Below are 19,157 nucleotides of genomic sequence, written 5' to 3' on the forward strand. Positions count from 1 at the left end.
TGACCTCGGTAGAATTGCGCGGTTTTCTACGCCCAGGACCAGAGACATGCCGTATCGCGTCAGTATCAGCGCGTTTTTATTACTGCTGATAAGCAGCACCACGCAGGCAGAGACTCCGGTTCCGGCGCTCTCTTACACCCGCGACATCCAGCCGATTTTCACCGAGAAGTGCGTGGCCTGCCATGCCTGCTATGACTCCGCCTGTCAGCTCAACCTGGGCAGTGCCGAGGGCGCAGCCCGGGGCGCGTCGAAGATCCCGGTCTACGACGGCGAGCGGCGCCAGGCCCAGGCGCCGACCCGGCTGTTCTACGACGCGTTCGGCAAGGCCGCCTGGCAGCGCAAGGACTTCTATTCGGTGCTCGACGCCCAGGGCAGCCAGGCGGCGCTGATGGCGCGCATGCTGGAGCTGGGGCACAACACCCCATTGCAACCCAATGCCAAGCTGCCGGAGGACATCGTCCTGGGCCTGAACCGGGAAAACATGTGCCCGCAGCCCGGCGAATTCGACGCCTATGCCGGTGCCCATCCCAAAGAAGGCATGCCGCTGGCGGTGACCGGCCTTACCGATCAGCAGTACCAGACCCTGCAGCGCTGGTTGGCGTCCGGAGCGCCGATCGACCAGCAGGGCCTGGCCCCCAGCGCCCGCGAAGCGATGCAGGTGCTGCAATGGGAAGGCTTGTTCAACGCCCCCGGCGCCCGGGAAAGCCTGGTGGCACGCTGGTTGTTCGAGCACTTGTTCCTGGCCCATATCTACTTCGAGGACGGTGAGCCGGGGCATTTCTTCCAGTGGGTGCGTTCGCGTACGCCCAGCGGCCAGCCCATCGACCTGATCAACACTCGGCGCCCCAACGATGACCCGGGGACCCAGGTCTATTACCGCCTGTGGCCGGTGCAGGGGGTGATCGTGCACAAGACCCACATTACCTACCCGCTGAGCGCGGCGAAGATGGCCCGGGTCAAGAGTCTGTTCTACAGCGGGGACTGGCAGGTCACGGCCTTGCCCGGTTACGGACCGACGCGCCGGGCCAACCCGTTCGAGACCTTCGAGGCGATCCCGGCCAAGGCCCGCTACCAGTTCATGCTGGATAACGCGGAGTACTTCGTACGCACCTTTATCCGCGGCCCGGTGTGCCGGGGACAGATCGCCACCGATGTGATCCGCGACAATTTCTGGGCGTTGTTCCAGGCGCCGGAACATGACCTGTACATCACCGATCCGGCGTACCGGGGCCAGGCCACGCCGCTGCTGGCGATGCCCGGGCAGAACGACGATGTCGGCAGTGTGCTGAGCCTGTGGCTGGCTTACCGCGACAAGCGCAATGACTACGAGGCCCTGCGCCGCGACTCCTATGCCGATTCGCCAGCGCCGAGCTGGTCGAGCCTGTGGGCCGGCAACGACAACGCCTTGCTGAGTATTTTCCGCCACTTCGACAGCGCCTCGGTGACCAAGGGCCTGATCGGCGAGGTGCCGCAGACGATGTGGCTGTTCGACTACCCCTTGCTGGAGCGTACGTACTACCAGTTGGCGGTGAATTTCGACGTGTTCGGCAACGTCTCGCACCAGGCCCAGACCCGGCTGTACTTCGATTTGATCCGCAACGGCGCGGAGCAGAACTTCCTGCGCCTGATGCCTGCCGGCACCCGCGAGGATTTCCTCGACGACTGGTACCAGAGCAGCGGCAAATTCAAGATGTGGCTGGATTACGAGTCCATCGACGACGACAAGCGCAGCGCCTTGAAGCTCGACGAAAAAGACCCGAAACGCGATTTTGCCAAGCAATTGCTGGCGCGTTATGGCGACCTCAATGCTCGGCCGGACCCAATCAACCGCTGTGATAGCGCCTATTGTTCCCGGCCCGGCATTGACCCGCAGTTGCAGGATGCCGAACAGGCCCTGAGCCGCCTGACCTCGCGTCCGGCCGCCGGGCTCAAGGTCATCGATCAGTTGCCCGAGGCCAGCATGCTGCGCATCCAGACCCGGAGCGGGCAGCGGGTGTTCTACAGCCTGTTGCGCAACCGGGCCCACAGCAATGTGGCGTTCATGCTGGGTGAGCAGCTGCGTTATCAGCCGGGGCTGGACACCTTGACCCTCTATCCGGGCGTGCTCAGCAGCTACCCGAACTTCATCTTCAATATCCCCGCCGATCAGGTGCCGGAGTTCGTCACTGCGATGGAGAACGCCAAGGACGCCCATCGCTTCGAGAAGATTGTCGAGCGCTGGGGAATCCGCCGCAGCCATCCGCAGTTCTGGCAGTATTTCCATGACCAGACCCGCTTTCTCGAAGAAACCGACCCGGTGGAAGCGGGTGTGCTGGACATGAATCGCTACGAGAATCTTTGATCGACCTTTGCCCGCTGCCTGCGGTCCCAAGCTTTAGGCGCCTGAGTGGTTCAGGCGCTGTCGGGGCTGGCTGGGGAGGGCACGAGGATGTTGATTTCGGTACAGGCGCTGCGGGCGCTGGCCGCCTGGACGGTGGTCTGCCACCACTTCATGCAGATCTTTTTCGACTTCCACGCCAGCAGCGCCCTGGGTCAATTGTTTATCGACAAGGGCGCGGTGGGGGTCGATATCTTCTTTGTCATCAGCGGGCTGGTGATCTTCCTGTCGACTGAAAACAAGGACCTGCCTCCCGGGCGTTTCCTGATGTACCGGCTGTTTCGGATTGTCCCGGCCTATTGGCTGTACACGCTGCTGATGGGCCTGCTGGTGGTGTTTGCGCGGCCGGCGTTTGCCGATCAGAGCGTCGACTGGTGGCACTTGCTGCTGTCGCTGCTGTTTATCCCGACCCAGAACCCGGGTGGGTATGGCATCTACCCGACCCTGAACGTGGGCTGGACCCTGAACTACGAAATGCTGTTTTACCTGCTGTTCGCCTGGACATTGCTGTTCCGCCTGCACCTGCGGTTGCTGATCGTCGCGGCGCTGCTGTTTGCCGTGAGCCAGGCCTGGACCGGGTTTGGCTGGGTCAGCGATTTTTATCGCTCGGACATCGTCTATGAGTTTTTGCTGGGGATCGGCCTGGGCATGCTCTATCGCCGAGGCTGGATCAAGCCCGGGCTGTGGCTGCCGCTGCTGCTGATCGGCGGCGCGCTGCTGGCGATCTACCAACTGCCACCGCAGCCGCGGGTGCTGGCCTGGGGCTTGCCGAGTGCCCTGATCGTGGCGTCGAGCATGGCGCTGGAGCGTTATTTCCAGCACAACCGCCTGCTCAAGGTGCTGGGAGACAGCTCGTACTCGGTGTACCTGATGCACGTGCTGGTGCTGTCCCTGGGGGGCTATGTGGCACAACGCTATGGCCTGAACCCCTACGCGGTATTTGCCGGGTGCGTGCTGATCATCGGCCTGGCCGCCTGGGGCAGCTACGAATGGGTGGAGAAGCGCAGCTATCAGTGGCTCAAACGCTGGGCCGACGCCCCGGCCGCTGCCCGCCCGGCCTTGGCGTTAACCCGACAAAAACCCTAGGACTTTGTACGGCGCGCCGATTGGCGTAAACTCCGCCCACGCCTGCGAGGAATTTCCATGACCGCTATTACCATTACCGACGCCGCCCACGATTACCTGGCTGATCTGCTCTCCAAGCAGAACACCCCGGGTATCGGGATCCGCGTCTTTATCACCCAGCCAGGAACTCAGTACGCCGAGACCTGCATCGCCTATTGCAAGCCGGGCGAAGAAAAACCCGAAGACAAGGCCATTGGCCTGAAGAGCTTCACCGCTTATATCGATTCGTTCAGCGAAGCCTTTCTCGATGATGCGGTGGTCGACTACGCCACCGACCGCATGGGCGGCCAGCTGACCATCAAGGCGCCCAATGCCAAGGTGCCAATGGTCAACGCCGATAGCCCGGTCAACGAGCGCATCAACTACTACCTGCAAACCGAAATCAACCCGGGGTTGGCCAGCCACGGCGGCCAGGTCAGCCTGATCGACGTGGTTGAAGACGGCATCGCCGTGCTGCAATTCGGGGGCGGCTGCCAGGGCTGCGGCCAGGCCGACGTGACCCTGAGGGAAGGCATCGAGCGCACGTTGCTTGAGCGTATCCCTGAGCTCAAGGGGGTCCGCGACGTGACCGACCACACGCAGAAAGAAAACGCCTACTACTAAGTAAGGCGTTCACTGCACCCAAAAAAACGGCGCCCCGTGAGCGCCGTTTTTTTATGGGCCAGAAAAGGCGCCGTCAACCCCGGGCAAATGACTCTGCTGTACGGGTGGGGAGCAGGTTTGTGGCGAGGGAGCTTGCTCCCGCTCGGCCGCAAAGCGGCTGCCCCCCGTATCTCCGCGCGCCCTACGGGCGATATAAATGCGCATGCCCCGCGCGATACAGCGACGACTCACTGAAATGATCCGTCGCCAGCACCCGGCCCACCAGAATCAACGCCGTGCGGCGAAAACCCTTGGCCGCCACTTTCTGCTCGATGTCGTTCAGGGTGCCCAGCACCCAGTCCTGATCCGGCCAGGTGGCGCGATGGACCACGGCAATCGGGCAATCGGCGCCGTAGTGGGGCAGCAGTTCGGCGACGATTTTCTGCAGGTGGTTGACCCCCAGGTGAATCGCCATGGTCGCGCCATGCTGGGCCAGGCTGGAGAACTCCTCGCCAGGGGGCATCGCGGTCTTGTCGGCGTAGCGGGTCAGGATCACGCTTTGCGACACGTCCGGCAGGGTCAGCTCCGCCCCGAGCAACGCGGCGCAGGCGGCGGTGGCGGTGACCCCGGGGACGATTTCAAAGGGGATCTGCAATTGGCGCAGGTGGCGGATCTGCTCGCCGATGGCGCCATACAGGCTGGGGTCGCCGGAATGCACCCGGGCCACGTCCTGGCCCTTGGCGTGGGCGTTTTTGATCAGCTCGATGATCTGTTCCAGGTGCAACTCGGCGCTGTTGACCAGCAGTTCGGCGCTATGCCCCGCCAGCACCGCCTCGGGCACCAGGGAGCCGGCGTAGACAATCACCGGGCAGCGATGGATCAGCCGCTGGCCCTTGACGGTGATCAGCTCCGGGTCGCCGGGGCCGGCGCCGATAAAAAAGACGGTCATGGCTGTTTCCTGTGAAAAAAGGGTCAAGGCAAGCTTGTAGATGAAGATTGCTCATGATCAACGCGGGGGATTATCGGGGTTTTAGCCGCAGCAGGCCATGGCCAGGGTCGCCTGGGCGTACTTTTGGCGGCGGATCAGCAGTTTCGCCGGGCTCTGCGCCAGGCGTTCGGCCAGGGCCAGGGCGGCGCTTTCGGCCACGCCATAGCAGCCGGTGCGTTCGTAGGCGATTTCCGAGCGGTGGCTCAGTTGCAGCGCATAGGGCGTGAGCTGCGAGCTGCTGAAACAGGTCAGGGGCAGGGCTAACTGCTCGGCCAGTTGCAGCAGGCCGGGCTCTTCGCGTTTCAGGTCGATACTGGCCAGGCCCCGGACTTGATCCAGCCCGAAGCCATGGGTCTCCAGGACCTGGTCGAGCAATGCGCGCAGCGTGTCCACCGGGCAACCGCGCTGGCAACCCAGGCCGACCACCAGGGCCGGCGCTGCGTGCCGTTCACTCATGCCGCGTAGTGACCCGCGCTTTTACGCCGGAACAACCAGGCGCTGATCACGCCCAGGGCCAGCCAGAACGCGGCATTGGTCAGTTGCGAGGCGATTTTGAACTGCGCTTCCAGGGCCTCCGGAGCCAGCATCGAATGCACTTCCGGCTGTGGCGCGCCAATGATGTGCGGCACGGCAATGATGGCGACACCCAGCACTTTCAGCAGCCAGTGCTGGGCAAACACGATCAGCGCGATACCGACGGCGGTCGAGGCCGCGGTGCCGACCCACCAGATCTGCCGTTGTGCCAGGTCCGCAGCGGCGGTGCCCGGCAGCTCGGGCGGCAGGCCCATGGTTGGCGCCAGGCAGAAGGTGGCGTAACCGGCCAGGCCCCACAGCAGCCCCTGGGACGTGCGATTCGGCGCGCGCAGGGTGTACAGGCCGGCGAGCATCAGGGCGAAGCCGACGGCCACCACCAGGTTACCGCCAGTGGTCGACAGCACGCGCTGCCAGCCATCTTCCGGCTCCCAGGCTTCGGCATCGTGGGTGTGGCCGGCCATGGCGCCTTCGGCGTGTTCATGGACTTCAGTGGCCGGGGCCTTTTCGTAGGTTTCGGCCTGCAAAATCAGCGGGGCGACCCAGAAGCTTTGCAGCAGGGTCAGCAACAGGGCGGCCAGCAGCCCGGTGAAACCTGCGGTTTGCGCAATACGCTTGATCATGTCAGCAGGTCTCAATGGCACGGGAAGGCGGAGCTGTGACGGGTATCGTGGGCAGCGTTGTGCACTGCTTCGATATGGGAGAACCCGGCGAAATACACCAGGCACGCGCCGAGGATCGAGGCACCGATGGCGGCGACCAGGCGTTGGCTCAGGGTGGAGGTGCTGCTGGCGGATTGACTGGTGCTGCTGATGATCGACATGGCGCATCCCTCTGGTTATCAGCGGGTGGATCGAACGCAGCAAAACCCCGCGCGACGGGCGCACAAGGAATTAACAGCGCCCGCCCACCGCGGGTTTGTTATGTGTCTATTGCGGGCCGGTCTCCGGGCTCGCGAAGGGCGGGGCTTGCGCCTGGCCTGCAAGAATCGCCTTCCCATGCCGGATGACCGGCGCAGTGGATCTGATTCTTCGCTCGCTTACCGTTGCGGGGGCAGCACCGGACTGGTCAAGGCCTTGAGTAAGGCACGTGACGCACCGGTTTCCCGTTTCACCCTATGAAGGGCACCCGTAACAAGGTGTGTAGGAGAGCATGGGCGGGGGAGGGCCGTCAATTGCCACTCTTTCGCAATGGCGCCGGGACCGGGCAATGAATTTTCCCCGCGCCGGCACCGAGGCTGGCCGACAATGCGCATTGACCGGCCCCTGCGCTCTGCGTAGCCTTGCGCACTCGAGGTTCTTCGGCGCAGTCGGCCGAAGCTAAGAAGGGAACGCGGTCCAAGCCGCGGCTGCCCCCGCAACTGTAAAGGGTCATGGTTGATGCACAGCCACTGCACGCGCTTCAAGGCGTTGGCGGGAAGGCGCGTCAATCGTCGGTTACCACCGGCACACCCTCAGCCAGGAGACCTGCCTCGTGACGAATTCTCACTACAACCGGGCGGGGTGATCCGGTGGCGAACTCTTCCGCGCAGCCATTGCCGCGGTTTTCGTCCCGTATGCCCGCCACCTTGCCAAAGGGCATCCGATGAAAACACTGGCCAAACTTCCCGTCACCATCGTCACCGGCTTCCTTGGCTCGGGCAAAACCACCTTGCTGCGGCACATGCTCGACAACGCCCAGGGGCGCCGGATCGCAGTGATCGTCAACGAATTTGGCGAACTGGGCATCGACGGTGAAATCCTCAAGCAATGCTCCATCGGCTGCACTGAAGAAGAAGCCAGCGGCCGGGTCTACGAGCTGGCCAACGGCTGCCTGTGCTGCACCGTGCAGGAAGAATTCTTCCCGGTGATGCGCGAATTGGTAGCCCGGCGCGGCGACCTTGACCACATCCTGATCGAAACCTCGGGCCTGGCTCTGCCAAAACCCCTGGTCCAGGCCTTCCAGTGGCCGGAAATCCGCAGCGCCTGCACCGTCGACGCGGTAATCACCGTGGTCGACAGCCCGGCCGTGGCCGCCGGCACCTTCGCCGCCTTCCCGGACCAGGTCGATGCCCAGCGCAAGCTTGACCCCAACCTGGACCACGAATCGCCGCTGCACGAGCTGTTCGCCGACCAACTGGCCAGCGCCGACCTGGTGATTCTCAACAAGGCTGACCTGATCAGCGCCGAAGACCTGGCAAAAGTACGCCTGGAAGTGGCTGAAGAACTGCCGCCAGCGGTCAAGGTCATCGAAGCCAGCAGCGGTCGCCTGCCGCTGGACGTGTTGCTGGGCCTGGGTGCTGGCTCCGAAGAACACATCGACAGCCGTCACAGCCACCACGACCATCACCATGACGGCGACGATGCCGATCATGACGACCACGATCACGACGCTTTCGATTCGATCTCCATCGAACTGCCGCAAGCCGAGGAAAGCCTGCTGCTCGATGCCCTGACCCAACTGGTGGTCAAGCACGGGATCCTGCGGGTCAAGGGGTTTGCCGCCATCCCCAACAAGCCGATGCGCTTGCTGATCCAGGGCGTGGGCACCCGTTTCGACAAGCACTTCGACCGCCAGTGGGGCGCCGACGAGGCCCGGACCACGCGCCTGGTGCTGATCGGCCAAGAGCTGGACGCCGAGCAACTCGAAGCGCAACTGCGCGCCGCCCTCAGCGTTTAACCCATGCACCTGCTCAGGACCCAGCCCGGCGGTTTCGTGTCGGATGACAACATTGCCGACCTTGGACAAACCCCCGCCGAGCTGGTGATCCTGTGCAGCGGCGACTCCAGCCTGGCGCTGCTGGCGGAAGCGGCCCAGCAGTTGCCGGACGACTTCCCGAGCTTTCGCCTGGCCAACCCGATGCAGGTGCAGAACCACGCCTCGGTCGACCTGTATGTCGACCAGGTGCTGCGTCACGCCAAGGTGATCCTGATTTCCCTGCACGGCGGCATCGGCTACTGGCGCTACGGCGTCGAACGCCTGGTGCAACTGGCCGAGCGCGGGGTGCAGCTGATTCTGGTGCCGGGGGATGACCGCCCGGACCCGGAGCTCAGCGACCTGAGCACGGTGCCGGCCGCCGCGCGCGATCGGCTGTGGCACTTCTTGCGCCAGGGCGGGCGCGACAACGCCCTGAATCTGTACCGTTGCCTGGCCGCCAGCCTGCTGGGCCGCGACTATGCCTGGGCCGAGCCGCAGACCCTGCCGCGCACGGCGATTTACCACCCCCATAAAAGCGCCGCGACCCTGAGCGATTGGCAGGCCGACTGGCACGCCGGACAGCCGGTGGCGGCGGTGCTGTTTTACCGCTCCCATCTGCAGGCGGCCAATACCGGGTTTATCGATGTGTTTTGCCAGCGTTTGCAGGCGGCCGGGCTCAACCCGTTGCCGATTGCCCTGGCCAGTCTCAAGGAGCCCGGCTGCCTGACGGTGGTCGAAGACTTGCTGGATGAAGTCGAGGCCGGGGTGATTCTGAACACCACCGGCTTTGCCCAGTCCAGCCCCGAGGCCCCGCATCTGCGGCCATTTCGGCGCAATATCCCGGTGATCCAGGCCATCTGCGCCCAGGACAACGAACCCGGCTGGCGCGCCAGCGAACAAGGCCTGGGCCCGCGCGACCTGGCGATGCACATCGCTTTGCCCGAGCTGGACGGGCGCATCATCAGCCGGCCCATCAGCTTCAAGGACCTGGCCTGGCGCAGCGAGCGCAGCCAGTCGGACGTGGTCTGCTACCGGGCCCAGCCCGAGCGCATGGATTTCGTCGCCGAACTGGCGCGGCGCTGGATCGAATTGGCCCGGGTGCCCAACGGGCAAAAGCGCATCGCGCTGATCCTGGCCAACTACCCGACCCGCGACGGGCGCATCGGCAATGGTGTCGGCCTGGATACTCCGGCGGCGGCGCTGAATATCCTGCGCGCCTTGCAGGCCGAGGGCTACCCGCTGAGCACCGAGCTACCGGCCAGCGGCACGGCGTTGATCCAGCAATTGCTCGGTGGCGTCAGCAATGACCTCGACAGCATCGACCTGCGGCCCTGCGCGCAAAGCCTGGCGCTGGACGACTACCGGCTGATGTTCAACGCCTTGCCCGAGGCCAATCGACAGGCGGTGCAAGCGCGTTGGGGCAGCCCGGAACAGGACCCGATGTTTCGCGGCGGACGGATGATGGTCGCCGGCCTGCGTTTTGGCCTGACCTTTGTCGGTATCCAGCCGGCCCGGGGCTATCAGGTCGACCCCAGCGCGGTCTACCACGACCCGGACCTGGTGCCGCCCCACGGTTACCTGGCGTTCTATTTCTGGCTGCGCCAGGCCTATGGCGCCCACGGACTGATTCACGTCGGCAAGCACGGCAACCTGGAGTGGCTGCCGGGCAAGGGTGTCGGGCTGTCCGAGAGCTGCTGGCCGGATGCATTGCTGGGGCCGCTGCCCAATATCTACCCGTTTATCGTTAATGACCCGGGGGAAGGCGCCCAGGCCAAGCGCCGGACCCAGGCGGTGATCATCGACCACCTGATGCCGCCCCTGACCCGCGCCGAAACCTATGGTCCGCTGCGCGACCTGGAGCTGTTGGCCGACGAGTATTACGAAGCCCAACTGCTGGACCCGCGGCGTGCCCGCGAGTTGCAGCGCGACATTCTCAAGCTGGTGCGGGAAACCCGCATCGACCGCGAATTGCAGCTCGACGAAAAACTCGACAGCGACGCCGATGCGGCGATCTGGCTGCCACGCCTGGACACCTACCTGTGCGACCTCAAGGAATCGCAGATCCGCGACGGCCTGCACGTGTTCGGCGAATCGCCCACCGGGCGCCTGCGCCTCGACACCCTGCTGGCCCTGCTGCGCATCCCCCGCGGCGATGGCCGGGGCGCGCAGTCGAGCCTGCTGCGGGCCCTGGCCAAGGCTTTCGAGCTGGGGTTCGATCCGCTGGATTGCGCCTTGGCCGAACCCTGGAGCGAACGCCGGCCGCCGCTGTTGCAGCAGGTCAGCACTGAGCTGTGGCGTACCGCCGGGGACACTCGCGAGCGCCTCGAACTGTTTGCCGGACAGTTGATCGAAAGTGCCCTGCAAGGGCCGCTGGAGCAACTCGAGGACCCGGGTTGGGCAGAGGTGAAGGCGATTATCGAGGGCCTGCGCGACGTGGTCGCACCGCGCCTGGATGCCTGCGGCCCGGCAGAAATGCGCGGCCTGCTGGATGCCCTGGGCGGGCGCTTCGTGCCGGCCGGGCCCAGTGGTGCGCCGAGTCGCGGGCGCCTGGACGTACTGCCCACCGGACGCAATTTTTTCTCGGTGGACGTGCGCAACCTGCCGACCACCACCGCCTGGCGCATCGGCTTTCAGTCAGCCCATCTGATTCTTGAGCGACACCTGCAGGATCACGGCGACCACCTGCGCCAGCTCGGGCTCTCGGTCTGGGGCACGGCGACCATGCGTACCGGCGGTGATGATATCGCCCAGGCCATGGCCCTGATGGGCGTGCGCCCGGTGTGGGCCACCGGCAGCCAGCGGGTCGATGACTTCGAGATCCTGCCCCTGAGCCTGCTGGACCGGCCTCGGGTCGACGTGACCCTGCGGGTCTCTGGGTTCTTCCGCGACGCCTTCGCCAACCTGATCCGGCTGTTCGATGCCGCGGTGCAGGCAGTGGCGGCGCTGGATGAGCCCGATGACCTCAACCCGCTGGCGGCCAAGGTCCGCGCCGAGCGCCAGAGCCTGCTGGAGGCAGGGCTGGATGCCGACGCGGCGGCGCGCCAGGCCGGCTGGCGGATTTTCGGGGCCAAGCCCGGTGCCTATGGGGCCGGGGTCCAGGGCGCCATCGATGGGCGCCTGTGGCAAAGCCGCGAAGACCTGGCCGAGGTCTACCTCAATTGGGGCGGTTATGCCTATGGCGGCAGTGATGAAGGCACGGCGGCTCGGGAGCAGTTCGCCCAGCGCCTGAGCCAGGTGCAGGCGGTGCTGCAAAACCAGGACAATCGCGAGCACGACCTGCTCGACTCCAACGACTACTACCAGTTCCAGGGCGGCATGCTGGCGGCGGTGGAAAGCCTCAGCGGGGCCAAGGCCGCCAGTTACCATGGCGACCACAGCCAGCCGGACCTGCCGAAAATCCGCAGCCTCAAGGAGGAGTTGAACCGGGTGATCCGTTCCCGGGCGGCCAATCCGAAGTGGATCGAGGGGGTCAAGCGCCATGGCTATAAAGGCGCTTTTGAAATGGCCGCGACCGTGGATAATCTGTTCGCCTTCGACGCCACCACCGAACTGATCGATGACCATCAATACGCCTTGCTGGCTGACGCCTATGTGCTTGACCCGTCGACCCGCGAGTTTATCCGGCAGCACAACCCCCATGCCCTGCGCGACATGACCGAACGCCTGCTCGAAGCCCAGCAGCGTGGCCTGTGGCAAGAGCCTGGCGAGTACCGCGAGGCCCTGGAAAACCTGCTGCTGGACATCGAAGAGAGCTAGCGGCACCTGTAGCCGCTGCCGCAGGCTGCGCTGTCCGGCACAAGCCACACACAACCAGCGCTCACCCCAATCTTTACGCACCCAGGCCCTGACCGAGACCCCGACATGAGCGATACCCCACATTTTCCGCTGTCCGCCGTGGTTGGCGCCGATGACCTGAAACTGGCGCTGTGCCTGACTGCCATCGATCCGAAAATCGGTGGGGTGCTGATCGAAGGGCCACGGGGCATGGCCAAGTCGACTCTGGCCCGGGGGCTGGCGGATCTATTGGCCAGCGGGCAATTTGTCACCTTGCCTCTGGGGGCGACCGAAGAGCGGCTGGTGGGCACCCTGGATCTGGATGCCGCGCTGGGCGAGGGCCGGGCGCAGTTTTCCCCCGGGGTACTGGCCAAGGCCGATGGCGGCGTGCTGTACGTCGATGAGGTCAACCTGCTGCCCGATCATCTGGTGGACCTGTTGCTGGACGTCGCCGCCAGCGGCACCAACCTCATTGAGCGTGACGGCATTTCCCATCGGCATTCGGCGAAGTTCGTGCTGATCGGCACCATGAACCCGGAGGAAGGCGAGCTGCGCCCGCAACTGCTCGACCGCTTCGGTCTGAATGTGGCGCTGGGTGGGCAGACGCCGCCGAGCGAGCGCGGGCAGATCATTCGTCGGCGCCTGGATTTCGACAGTGATCCCCAGGGTTTCTGCGAGCAGTGGGCGCCGCAGCAAGTAGCGCTGCGTGAGCGCTGCCAGGGCGCACGGGAGTTGCTGGGGCAGATCGCCCTGGACGATGGGGCGCTGGCGCAGATCACCGAGCGCTGTTTCGCCGCTGGGGTCGACGGCCTGCGCGCCGACCTGGTGTGGTTGCGCGCGGCCCGGGCCCATGCCGCCTGGCGCGGGGCAACGGCGATCATCGGGCAGGATATCGACGCCGTGGCCGAGTTTGCGTTGCGCCATCGCCGTCGCGACACCCCGCCGGCGGCGGCAGACCAGCCCCAATCTTCCCAGGCGCCGTCCGCGACGCAGCAGCAAGCCGCCACGGGCCAGGGCCAATGGGGCGAAATGCCGGCCCAGGCCCAAGCCACCGGCGTGCGCCGTGAAGTGCCGAGCTGGCCAAAAAAGCCCTAGGCATCCGCCCTCGCTCTGCCGCGGGGGCGGATGCCAGGCCCCGGGCAGGGAGGTTGGACCAGGGACGGCAGGGGCGGGGCCGGGCGGCGCCTGAGGGCACGATCAACTGGCCCGGGACCTTGCTCAATGGTCGGCCACAGGTGCGCGAGGATCTGCTGTATCGCCTGCGCAGTCGCACGGCCCATGAGCTGTGGCTGGTGATTGTCGACGCCTCGGCCTCGACCCGCCGGCATTCGGCGCTGAGTGATGCCAAGGGGCTGCTGGCGCAACTGTTCGACGACGCCTACCGCCAGCGCGCCCGGCTGGCGTTGCTGACCGCCAGTGGCCGCACACCGAGCTGGCAGGTCCAGGGTTTGAAGGCTTCGGCGGATTTGCGCCAGTGGCTGGACGGGCTTGGCGCGGGTGGCGGAACGCCCTTGCTGCAGGCGCTGGAAGAAGCCGCGCAATGGCTGGCCCGGCGCCAACGGCGTTTTCCGGCAGAGCAGCAGCGGGTCTTGCTTATCACCGACGGCCGGCTGAAAAGCCTGCCGCCGCAGACCCCCCTCAGCTGCCCGGCATTGCTGATCGACATCGAGCGCGGCCCCATCCGCCTCGCCCGCGCCCAGCAACTGGCCACTGCTCTGGGCGCCGAATACCGTCATATCGACCTGCTGCCCCCAACTGCCTGACACAACTCCTGTAGCCGCTGCTGATAGGCTGCGCTGTCCCTCACGACCGCCGTGATTCACCTGACACGCCACGGCGTCGGTGCTGGCCAGCGCAGCCTGCTGGCTGCGGCTACGGGTGTCCGTCGCGGACGCAGGCCGGGGGGCGGTTCAGGGGCTACGCTTGGTCCACCGTCACAGGAGTGAATGTATGCGGGTACTGGTGAGTAACGACAAGGATGATTTTCGGGTCAAGGCTTATGCCGGGACTAACGGGGTGTTGCTGGCCATGGACCTGGACCCCGCGCGGCGCAAGGGGTTGCTCGGGTTTGCCATTGAAAAGCGCAGCGCCACCAAGCCCTGGCTGTTTCTGTTCAACAGCCTGACTTTCCCCGGCAAGGCCCACCGTTTCCCTCAGTACAACGCCACGCCGAGCGATCAGGCGCCGCTGCAAAAATTTCGCTGGGCCGATTACGCGGTCACCCCCGGGGCGACCATGGATTACCGGGTGCACCTGGCCTATGGCAGCCCGGATGCGCCGCAACTGGGGGAGTCGCTGCAGGTCACGGTCACGGCCGATAACGGCCTGCCGCCGGGGCAGCGGGTGATCTTCAATCGAGCGGTGGCCGCCAGCCAGGCGTTTTCGCGCAAGTTTCCCGAGCTGGATGCGCTGATCAGCGCCAACAAGCACCTGCCCATCGAAGCCTGGCCCGAGGCGCCCCGGCAATGGCTGGAAAACGGCCTGCTCGGCGAGCTGCTGGGGTTTATCGAACGTGCGGTGGATGCGCACTGGGCGCTGGACATCGCGATCTACGAATACCAGCTGCAGTCGATCATCGACGCGGTCAATGCCGCCTTCGACCGTGGCGCCAGGGTGCGGGTGCTGTACCACGCCCAGCCCGGGGATGCGGACACGGCGCTGAATCAGGCCAATCTGCAGCACCTGCCGCCGACCAATGCGCGCGGGCGGGTGACCCACAGCATTTTCCATGACAAGTTCATCGTCCTCAGCCAGCTCGACGCCAACGGCACGGCGCAGCCGGCCGCCGTGCTCTGCGGCAGCACCAACTTCACCGCCAACGGGGTCTACCGCCAGGCCAACGTGGTGCACGTGCTGGACAACCCCAGCCTGGCCGCGAGCTACCTGGAGGTATTCGAGCACATCTGGGCCGCCCCGGCAGACGTCGGCGCGACGCGCAAATGGCTGACCCAGCACAACCCGATGCGGCTGGACACGCCGCTGTTTGCCGGGTTTTCCCCGCGCTCGGGGCAGGGCGACCTGCAAGCCTTTGTCGAGATCATCAACGCCTCGAAAAAGGACCTGCTGTTCGTCACCGCATTCACCCTGCCGGACATGATCCTCAACGCCTTGCTCGGCCAGCCCCACGACGACGTGCTGCGTTACGGCCTGCAAAACACCGCCAGCCGCATCACCGGTTTCCATGCCGACCGCAGCGCCGAGTTCGCCGCCACCGCGTTGCTCAACGACGGCCTGGAAGGCTGGCTGAAGGAAGGACTGAAGGGCCAGAAGGGCAATTTGCTGGTGCACACCAAGGCCATCGTCAGCGACTTCACCAGCGACGCGCCGGTGATCATCAGCGGCAGCCACAACCTCAGCGCCGCCGCGAGCAATGGCAATGACGAGAACTTTCTGATCATCGGTGGCGACACCGACCTGGCGGACCGTTACGGCCTGGAGTTGCTGCGTTTTTACGAGCATTACCGCTTTCGCTATTACGCGAAGAAGCTGGCGCTCAAGCAGGTCCAGCCATTGGCGGTGGATGATGCCTGGAGTGACGATTACTACCGCGAGGGCGACTTGCGCCAGTTGTCGCGGCTGCGCTTTGCCGGGCGCTGAGGCCGCCTAGGGCGTGGCTTGGGCCGGGCCCGCTCAATTGACGAAAATGATCTTCGAGACCAGTTCCGCACTGTTTTTGGCTTGCAGCTTTTTCATCAGCCGCGCGCGGTGGACTTCCACCGTGCGGTGGGAGATCGCCAGTTTCTTCGCCACTTCCTTGCAGGTCAGGCCGTTGACGATATGCATCGACACTTCGCGTTCGCGGGGTGTGAGGTTGACCGTGGCGTGGTGCGGGCGGTCCATGCGCTCGAAGTGCCAGATCATCAGCTTGAACGGGTCGTCCAGGGTCAGGGTGTAGCCATGGGCCTTGGCCCAGAACACTTCGCCGCTCTTGTGCTGCATGAAGCGTTCGTCGGAATAGGCGCAGCTGTTGCTGTTGAGCAACCAGTTGCGGCTGCGGTTGCCGATGGTGGTGTAGTCCGCCTGAGAGGGGTAGATCAGCAGGGTCAGGTGGCCCACGAGTTCTTCATGGGAGTAGCCGAACAGCTGCAGGAAGGCCTCGTTGCAGTCGAGTATCACCCGGTGGCCGGTGATCAGCTGCGGGGCGGGAGACATTTGGAATGCCAGGCGCTCAAGGTCATTTTTCTGTTGGGCGAAAGCGTTCATTGGGCATCCTGCCTCGATGTGAATTCGCAGCCGGGGTGCTGCTCCCCGGCGCGGCTACTTATCCATGTACGTAGTTGCACGAACTAGCGAGGGGTTCGTGCTGGAGGCATTGTAAGGAATGCCTGTGACAAGCAAAGAAGAAAATCGCCATGACCCATGATTCCGTATCCATCGTCGCCGCCGGACACACCCCCTTTGGCCGGCTGGACGGTCGCACCCTGGAAGACCTGATCGTTCAGGTCAGCCGCGAGGCCCTGGCGGACGCCGCCATCGATGCATCGGAGATCGATGCGCTGTTCCTCGGGCACTTCAACGCCGGGATGGTGCCCGATGCGTTCCCCGCGTCCTTGCTGATGCAGGCCGACCCGGGCCTGCGCTTCAAGCCGGCCACCCGCTGCGAGAACGCCTGCGCTTCGGGCTCGGCGGCGATCCAGGCGGGGATCAACGCCATCCTTTCCGGCGCCGCCGAGCTGGTGCTGGTGGTGGGGGCCGAGAAGATGACCCACAACTCCACGGCCGAGGTCACCCAGGCCCTGGCGGGCGCCGGCTACCAGAACGACGTCGAAGAGGCGGGGCTGAGTTTTCCCCAGTTGTTCGGCCTGGCCGCCGAGCAGTACCGCGATCGCTATCAGTGCCCCATGGCCTCGATGGCCGCCATCGCCACCAAAAACCACTCCAACGCCATGGCCAACCCTTTGGCGCAGATGCACCGGGTCATGGATTTCGAGCATTGCAACAACGTGTCCAAGAGCAACCCCTATGTAGCGCCATCGCTGCGCCTGACCGATTGCTCGCTGATCAGCGACGGCGCGGCGGCCATTGTGCTGGCCTCGTCCAAGCGCGCCCGGCTGTTTCGGCGTGATGTGCTGATTCGCGCCGCGACCCAGGTCAATGACTTTCTGCCGATCGCCCAGCGCGACCTGCTGGCCTTCGAGGGCCCGCAGCGGGCGATTCACTCGGCGCTGCGCGGGGCCAGCCTGACCTTGACCGACCTGAGCTTTGCCGAGGTCCACGATTGCTTCACCATCGCCGAACTGCTGATTTATGAAGCCATGGGACTGGCGCCCAAGGGCGAGGGGCATCGGGCCCTGGACGACGGCATCGTCCGCGCCGGTGGCCGCCTGCCGGTAAACCTGTCCGGCGGCCTCAAGGCCAAGGGGCATCCGGTGGGCGCGACCGGGGTGTCAATGCACGCCCTGGCGTTCCGCCAACTGACCGGCGAGCCAATCGGGATCGCCGTGCCGGGCCCGGAGTTCGGGCTGGTGTTCAACATGGGTGGCATGGCGGTGGCCAACTATGCCTCGGTGCTTCAGGCACTCAGGGCCTGAGCATGAATATCGCCAACTGGTTACTGGATGCCGGTCGTCGCTGGCCCGAGCGCCCGGCGTTGTTCAGCGGCGCGCGGGCAGTGGCCGACTATCGCACCTTTGCCGCGCACGCCGCGCAGCGTGCGGCCGAGCTGGTGCAGCAGCACGGTATTGCGCCGGGCGAGCGTGTCGCCTTGTTCATGAAAAACAGCTGCCACTACCTGGAGTTGCTGTATGCCATCTGGTGGGCGGGCGCAGTGGCGGTGCCGATCAATAGCCGGCTGCACCCGGCCGAAGCCGCGTGGATCGCCGACAACGCCCAGGCGCGGCTGATCTTCACCGATGACGGTCAGGTGTTCGAGCCCCAGGCGCTGACGCCGCCGTGCCGGGAGCTGGCCCTGAGCGCCTGCGGGCCGCTGGCCGAGCCCCTTAACAGCCCATGCGCGCGCCAGTCCGAGGACCTGGCGTGGCTGTTCTACACCTCCGGCACCACCGGGCGCTCCAAGGGGGTGATGCTGTCCCACGGCAACCTCAGCGCCATGTCCCTGTGCTACCCGATCGATGTCGACCCGGTAGCCGCCGGGGATGCGGTGGTCTATGCCGCGCCGATGTCCCACGGCGCCGGGCTGTACAACTTTATTCATGTGCGCTGCGGTGCGCGGCATGTGGTGCCCGAGTCCCGCGGGTTCAAGGCCGAGGAGCTGTTCGCCCTGGCCAGTGAGCTGGGGCAGGTCAGCCTGTTTGCCGCGCCGACCATGGTCAAACGCATGGTCGAGCAGGCGCGGGCCCAGGGTTATGCCGGGGCGGGGATCAAGACCATCGTCTACGGCGGAGCCCCGATGTACCTCGCGGACTTGCGCGAAGCCCTCGCCACCTTTGGCCCGCGACTGGTGCAGATCTACGGCCAGGGCGAAAGCCCGATGACCATCAGCGCCTTGCCCCGCGAACTGATCGCCGACTGCGACCGCGCCGACTGGGCGGCCCTGGCGGCGTCGGTGGGGCGTGCCCACTCGTGCGTCGAAATCAGCATTCGCGACCCTCAGGGCGCGCCGCTGCCCGCTGGCCAGCCCGGTGAAATCGCCGTGCGCGGCGCCACGGTGATGCTCGGTTACTGGCGCAATGCGCGGGCCACCCGCGAGGCCCTGGTGCAGGGCTGGTTGTTGACCGGGGACATCGGCTACCTCGACTGCGCGGGTTACCTGACCCTGACCGATCGCTCCAAGGATGTGATCATTTCCGGTGGCAGCAACATCTACCCGCGTGAGGTGGAGGAGGTGCTGGCCCAGCACCCGGCGGTGTTTGAAGTTTGCGTGGTGGGTGAGCCGCACCCGCAATGGGGCGAGTCGGTGGTAGCCTTCGTCGTTGCGCGCGACGGCGCGGTGCTTGATCAACAGCAACTCAACGCCTGGTTTGTGCAGCGCATGGCCTCGTTCAAGAAGCCGACAAAGTACGTGTTTCGCAAAGAATTACCCCGCAACAGTTACGGCAAGATCCTCAAGACCGAACTGCGTCTGTCGTTGATGGAGGCGGTAAGCGTTTCAGTGACGCCTTGAGGCGTGTTTTTCATGGATAGCGACAAGACAGGAGTCCACAC

The 19,157-nt window shown here is 65.2% G+C and carries 15 protein-coding genes and 2 riboswitches; of the genes, 10 read left to right on the forward strand and 5 right to left on the reverse strand.

The window, feature by feature from the left end:
• Positions 1-46: 46 nt before the first annotated feature.
• The 3 genes from AC19YX_RS21730 (at position 47) to nfuA (ending at position 4,105) form a co-directional block, all read left to right on the forward strand.
• Entirely contained in the window at positions 47-2,341 is a 2,295-nt protein-coding gene (locus AC19YX_RS21730; protein ID WP_421549061.1) for a fatty acid cis/trans isomerase, read from the forward strand.
• An 87-nt stretch (positions 2,342-2,428) separates the two neighbouring features.
• Positions 2,429-3,463, forward strand: a complete 1,035-nt coding sequence (locus AC19YX_RS21735; RefSeq protein ID WP_078468749.1) for an acyltransferase family protein — start codon at positions 2,429-2,431, stop codon at positions 3,461-3,463.
• Positions 3,464-3,520: 57 nt separating this feature from the next.
• Complete coding sequence (gene nfuA, locus AC19YX_RS21740; RefSeq protein ID WP_078468750.1) at positions 3,521-4,105, forward strand: Fe-S biogenesis protein NfuA; 585 nt, start codon at positions 3,521-3,523, stop codon at positions 4,103-4,105.
• Positions 4,106-4,286: 181 nt separating this feature from the next.
• Here the strand turns inward: nfuA and cobM are convergent, their stop codons facing one another.
• The 4 genes from cobM to AC19YX_RS21760 form a co-directional block, all read right to left on the reverse strand.
• Complete coding sequence (gene cobM, locus AC19YX_RS21745) at positions 4,287-5,033, reverse strand: precorrin-4 C(11)-methyltransferase (protein WP_500606983.1); 747 nt, start codon at positions 5,031-5,033, stop codon at positions 4,287-4,289.
• 81 nt (positions 5,034-5,114) lie between these two features.
• Positions 5,115-5,528, reverse strand: coding sequence for a cobalamin biosynthesis protein (locus tag AC19YX_RS21750; protein WP_201131499.1), 414 nt, complete (start codon positions 5,526-5,528; stop codon positions 5,115-5,117).
• Positions 5,525-6,226: a CbtA family protein gene (locus AC19YX_RS21755; protein WP_500606984.1), complete on the reverse strand. Its 702-nt coding sequence runs from the start codon at positions 6,224-6,226 to the stop codon at positions 5,525-5,527. Before AC19YX_RS21755 ends, AC19YX_RS21750 begins: the two co-directional genes overlap by 4 nt.
• A gap of 11 nt (positions 6,227-6,237) precedes the next feature.
• The gene (locus AC19YX_RS21760) at positions 6,238-6,426 is read right to left on the reverse strand and encodes a CbtB domain-containing protein (RefSeq protein ID WP_020296891.1); all 189 of its coding nucleotides are present in this window, start codon (positions 6,424-6,426) and stop codon (positions 6,238-6,240) included.
• 97 nt (positions 6,427-6,523) lie between these two features.
• Positions 6,524-6,750: riboswitch (cobalamin riboswitch) on the reverse strand.
• A gap of 129 nt (positions 6,751-6,879) precedes the next feature.
• A riboswitch (cobalamin riboswitch) is annotated at positions 6,880-7,091 on the forward strand.
• Between the two features lie 96 nt (positions 7,092-7,187).
• Between AC19YX_RS21760 and cobW the strand changes: the two genes are divergently transcribed.
• The 5 genes from cobW (at position 7,188) to AC19YX_RS21785 (ending at position 15,650) form a co-directional block, all read left to right on the forward strand.
• Positions 7,188-8,261 (forward strand): cobalamin biosynthesis protein CobW, encoded by a 1,074-nt coding sequence (gene cobW, locus AC19YX_RS21765; RefSeq protein WP_020296890.1) that lies wholly within the window; start codon positions 7,188-7,190, stop codon positions 8,259-8,261.
• A gap of 3 nt (positions 8,262-8,264) precedes the next feature.
• Positions 8,265-12,035 (forward strand): cobaltochelatase subunit CobN, encoded by a 3,771-nt coding sequence (gene cobN / locus AC19YX_RS21770; RefSeq protein WP_500606985.1) that lies wholly within the window; start codon positions 8,265-8,267, stop codon positions 12,033-12,035.
• 105 nt (positions 12,036-12,140) lie between these two features.
• Positions 12,141-13,148 (forward strand): magnesium chelatase ATPase subunit I, encoded by a 1,008-nt coding sequence (locus AC19YX_RS21775; RefSeq protein WP_500606986.1) that lies wholly within the window; start codon positions 12,141-12,143, stop codon positions 13,146-13,148.
• A complete protein-coding gene (locus AC19YX_RS21780) occupies positions 13,130-13,816 on the forward strand; it encodes a vWA domain-containing protein (protein WP_500607172.1) in 687 nt (228 codons plus the stop codon). The genes AC19YX_RS21775 and AC19YX_RS21780 overlap by 19 nt, the downstream gene beginning before the upstream one ends.
• 187 nt (positions 13,817-14,003) lie before the next feature.
• The gene (locus AC19YX_RS21785; RefSeq protein ID WP_500606987.1) at positions 14,004-15,650 is read left to right on the forward strand and encodes a phospholipase D-like domain-containing protein; all 1,647 of its coding nucleotides are present in this window, start codon (positions 14,004-14,006) and stop codon (positions 15,648-15,650) included.
• A gap of 33 nt (positions 15,651-15,683) precedes the next feature.
• Here AC19YX_RS21785 and AC19YX_RS21790 read toward each other — a convergent pair whose 3' ends face one another.
• Complete coding sequence (locus AC19YX_RS21790) at positions 15,684-16,256, reverse strand: LuxR C-terminal-related transcriptional regulator (protein ID WP_500606988.1); 573 nt, start codon at positions 16,254-16,256, stop codon at positions 15,684-15,686.
• A 149-nt stretch (positions 16,257-16,405) separates the two neighbouring features.
• Between AC19YX_RS21790 and AC19YX_RS21795 the strand changes: the two genes are divergently transcribed.
• Both AC19YX_RS21795 and AC19YX_RS21800 read left to right on the forward strand, forming a co-directional pair.
• On the forward strand, positions 16,406-17,584 hold the full coding sequence (locus tag AC19YX_RS21795; RefSeq protein ID WP_078468759.1) for an acetyl-CoA acetyltransferase: 1,179 nt from the start codon (positions 16,406-16,408) through the stop codon (positions 17,582-17,584).
• A 2-nt stretch (positions 17,585-17,586) separates the two neighbouring features.
• Positions 17,587-19,116, forward strand: a complete 1,530-nt coding sequence (locus AC19YX_RS21800) for a class I adenylate-forming enzyme family protein (protein WP_500606989.1) — start codon at positions 17,587-17,589, stop codon at positions 19,114-19,116.
• Positions 19,117-19,157 lie beyond the last annotated feature (41 nt).

The organism is Pseudomonas sp. MF09150 (assembly GCF_059862355.1).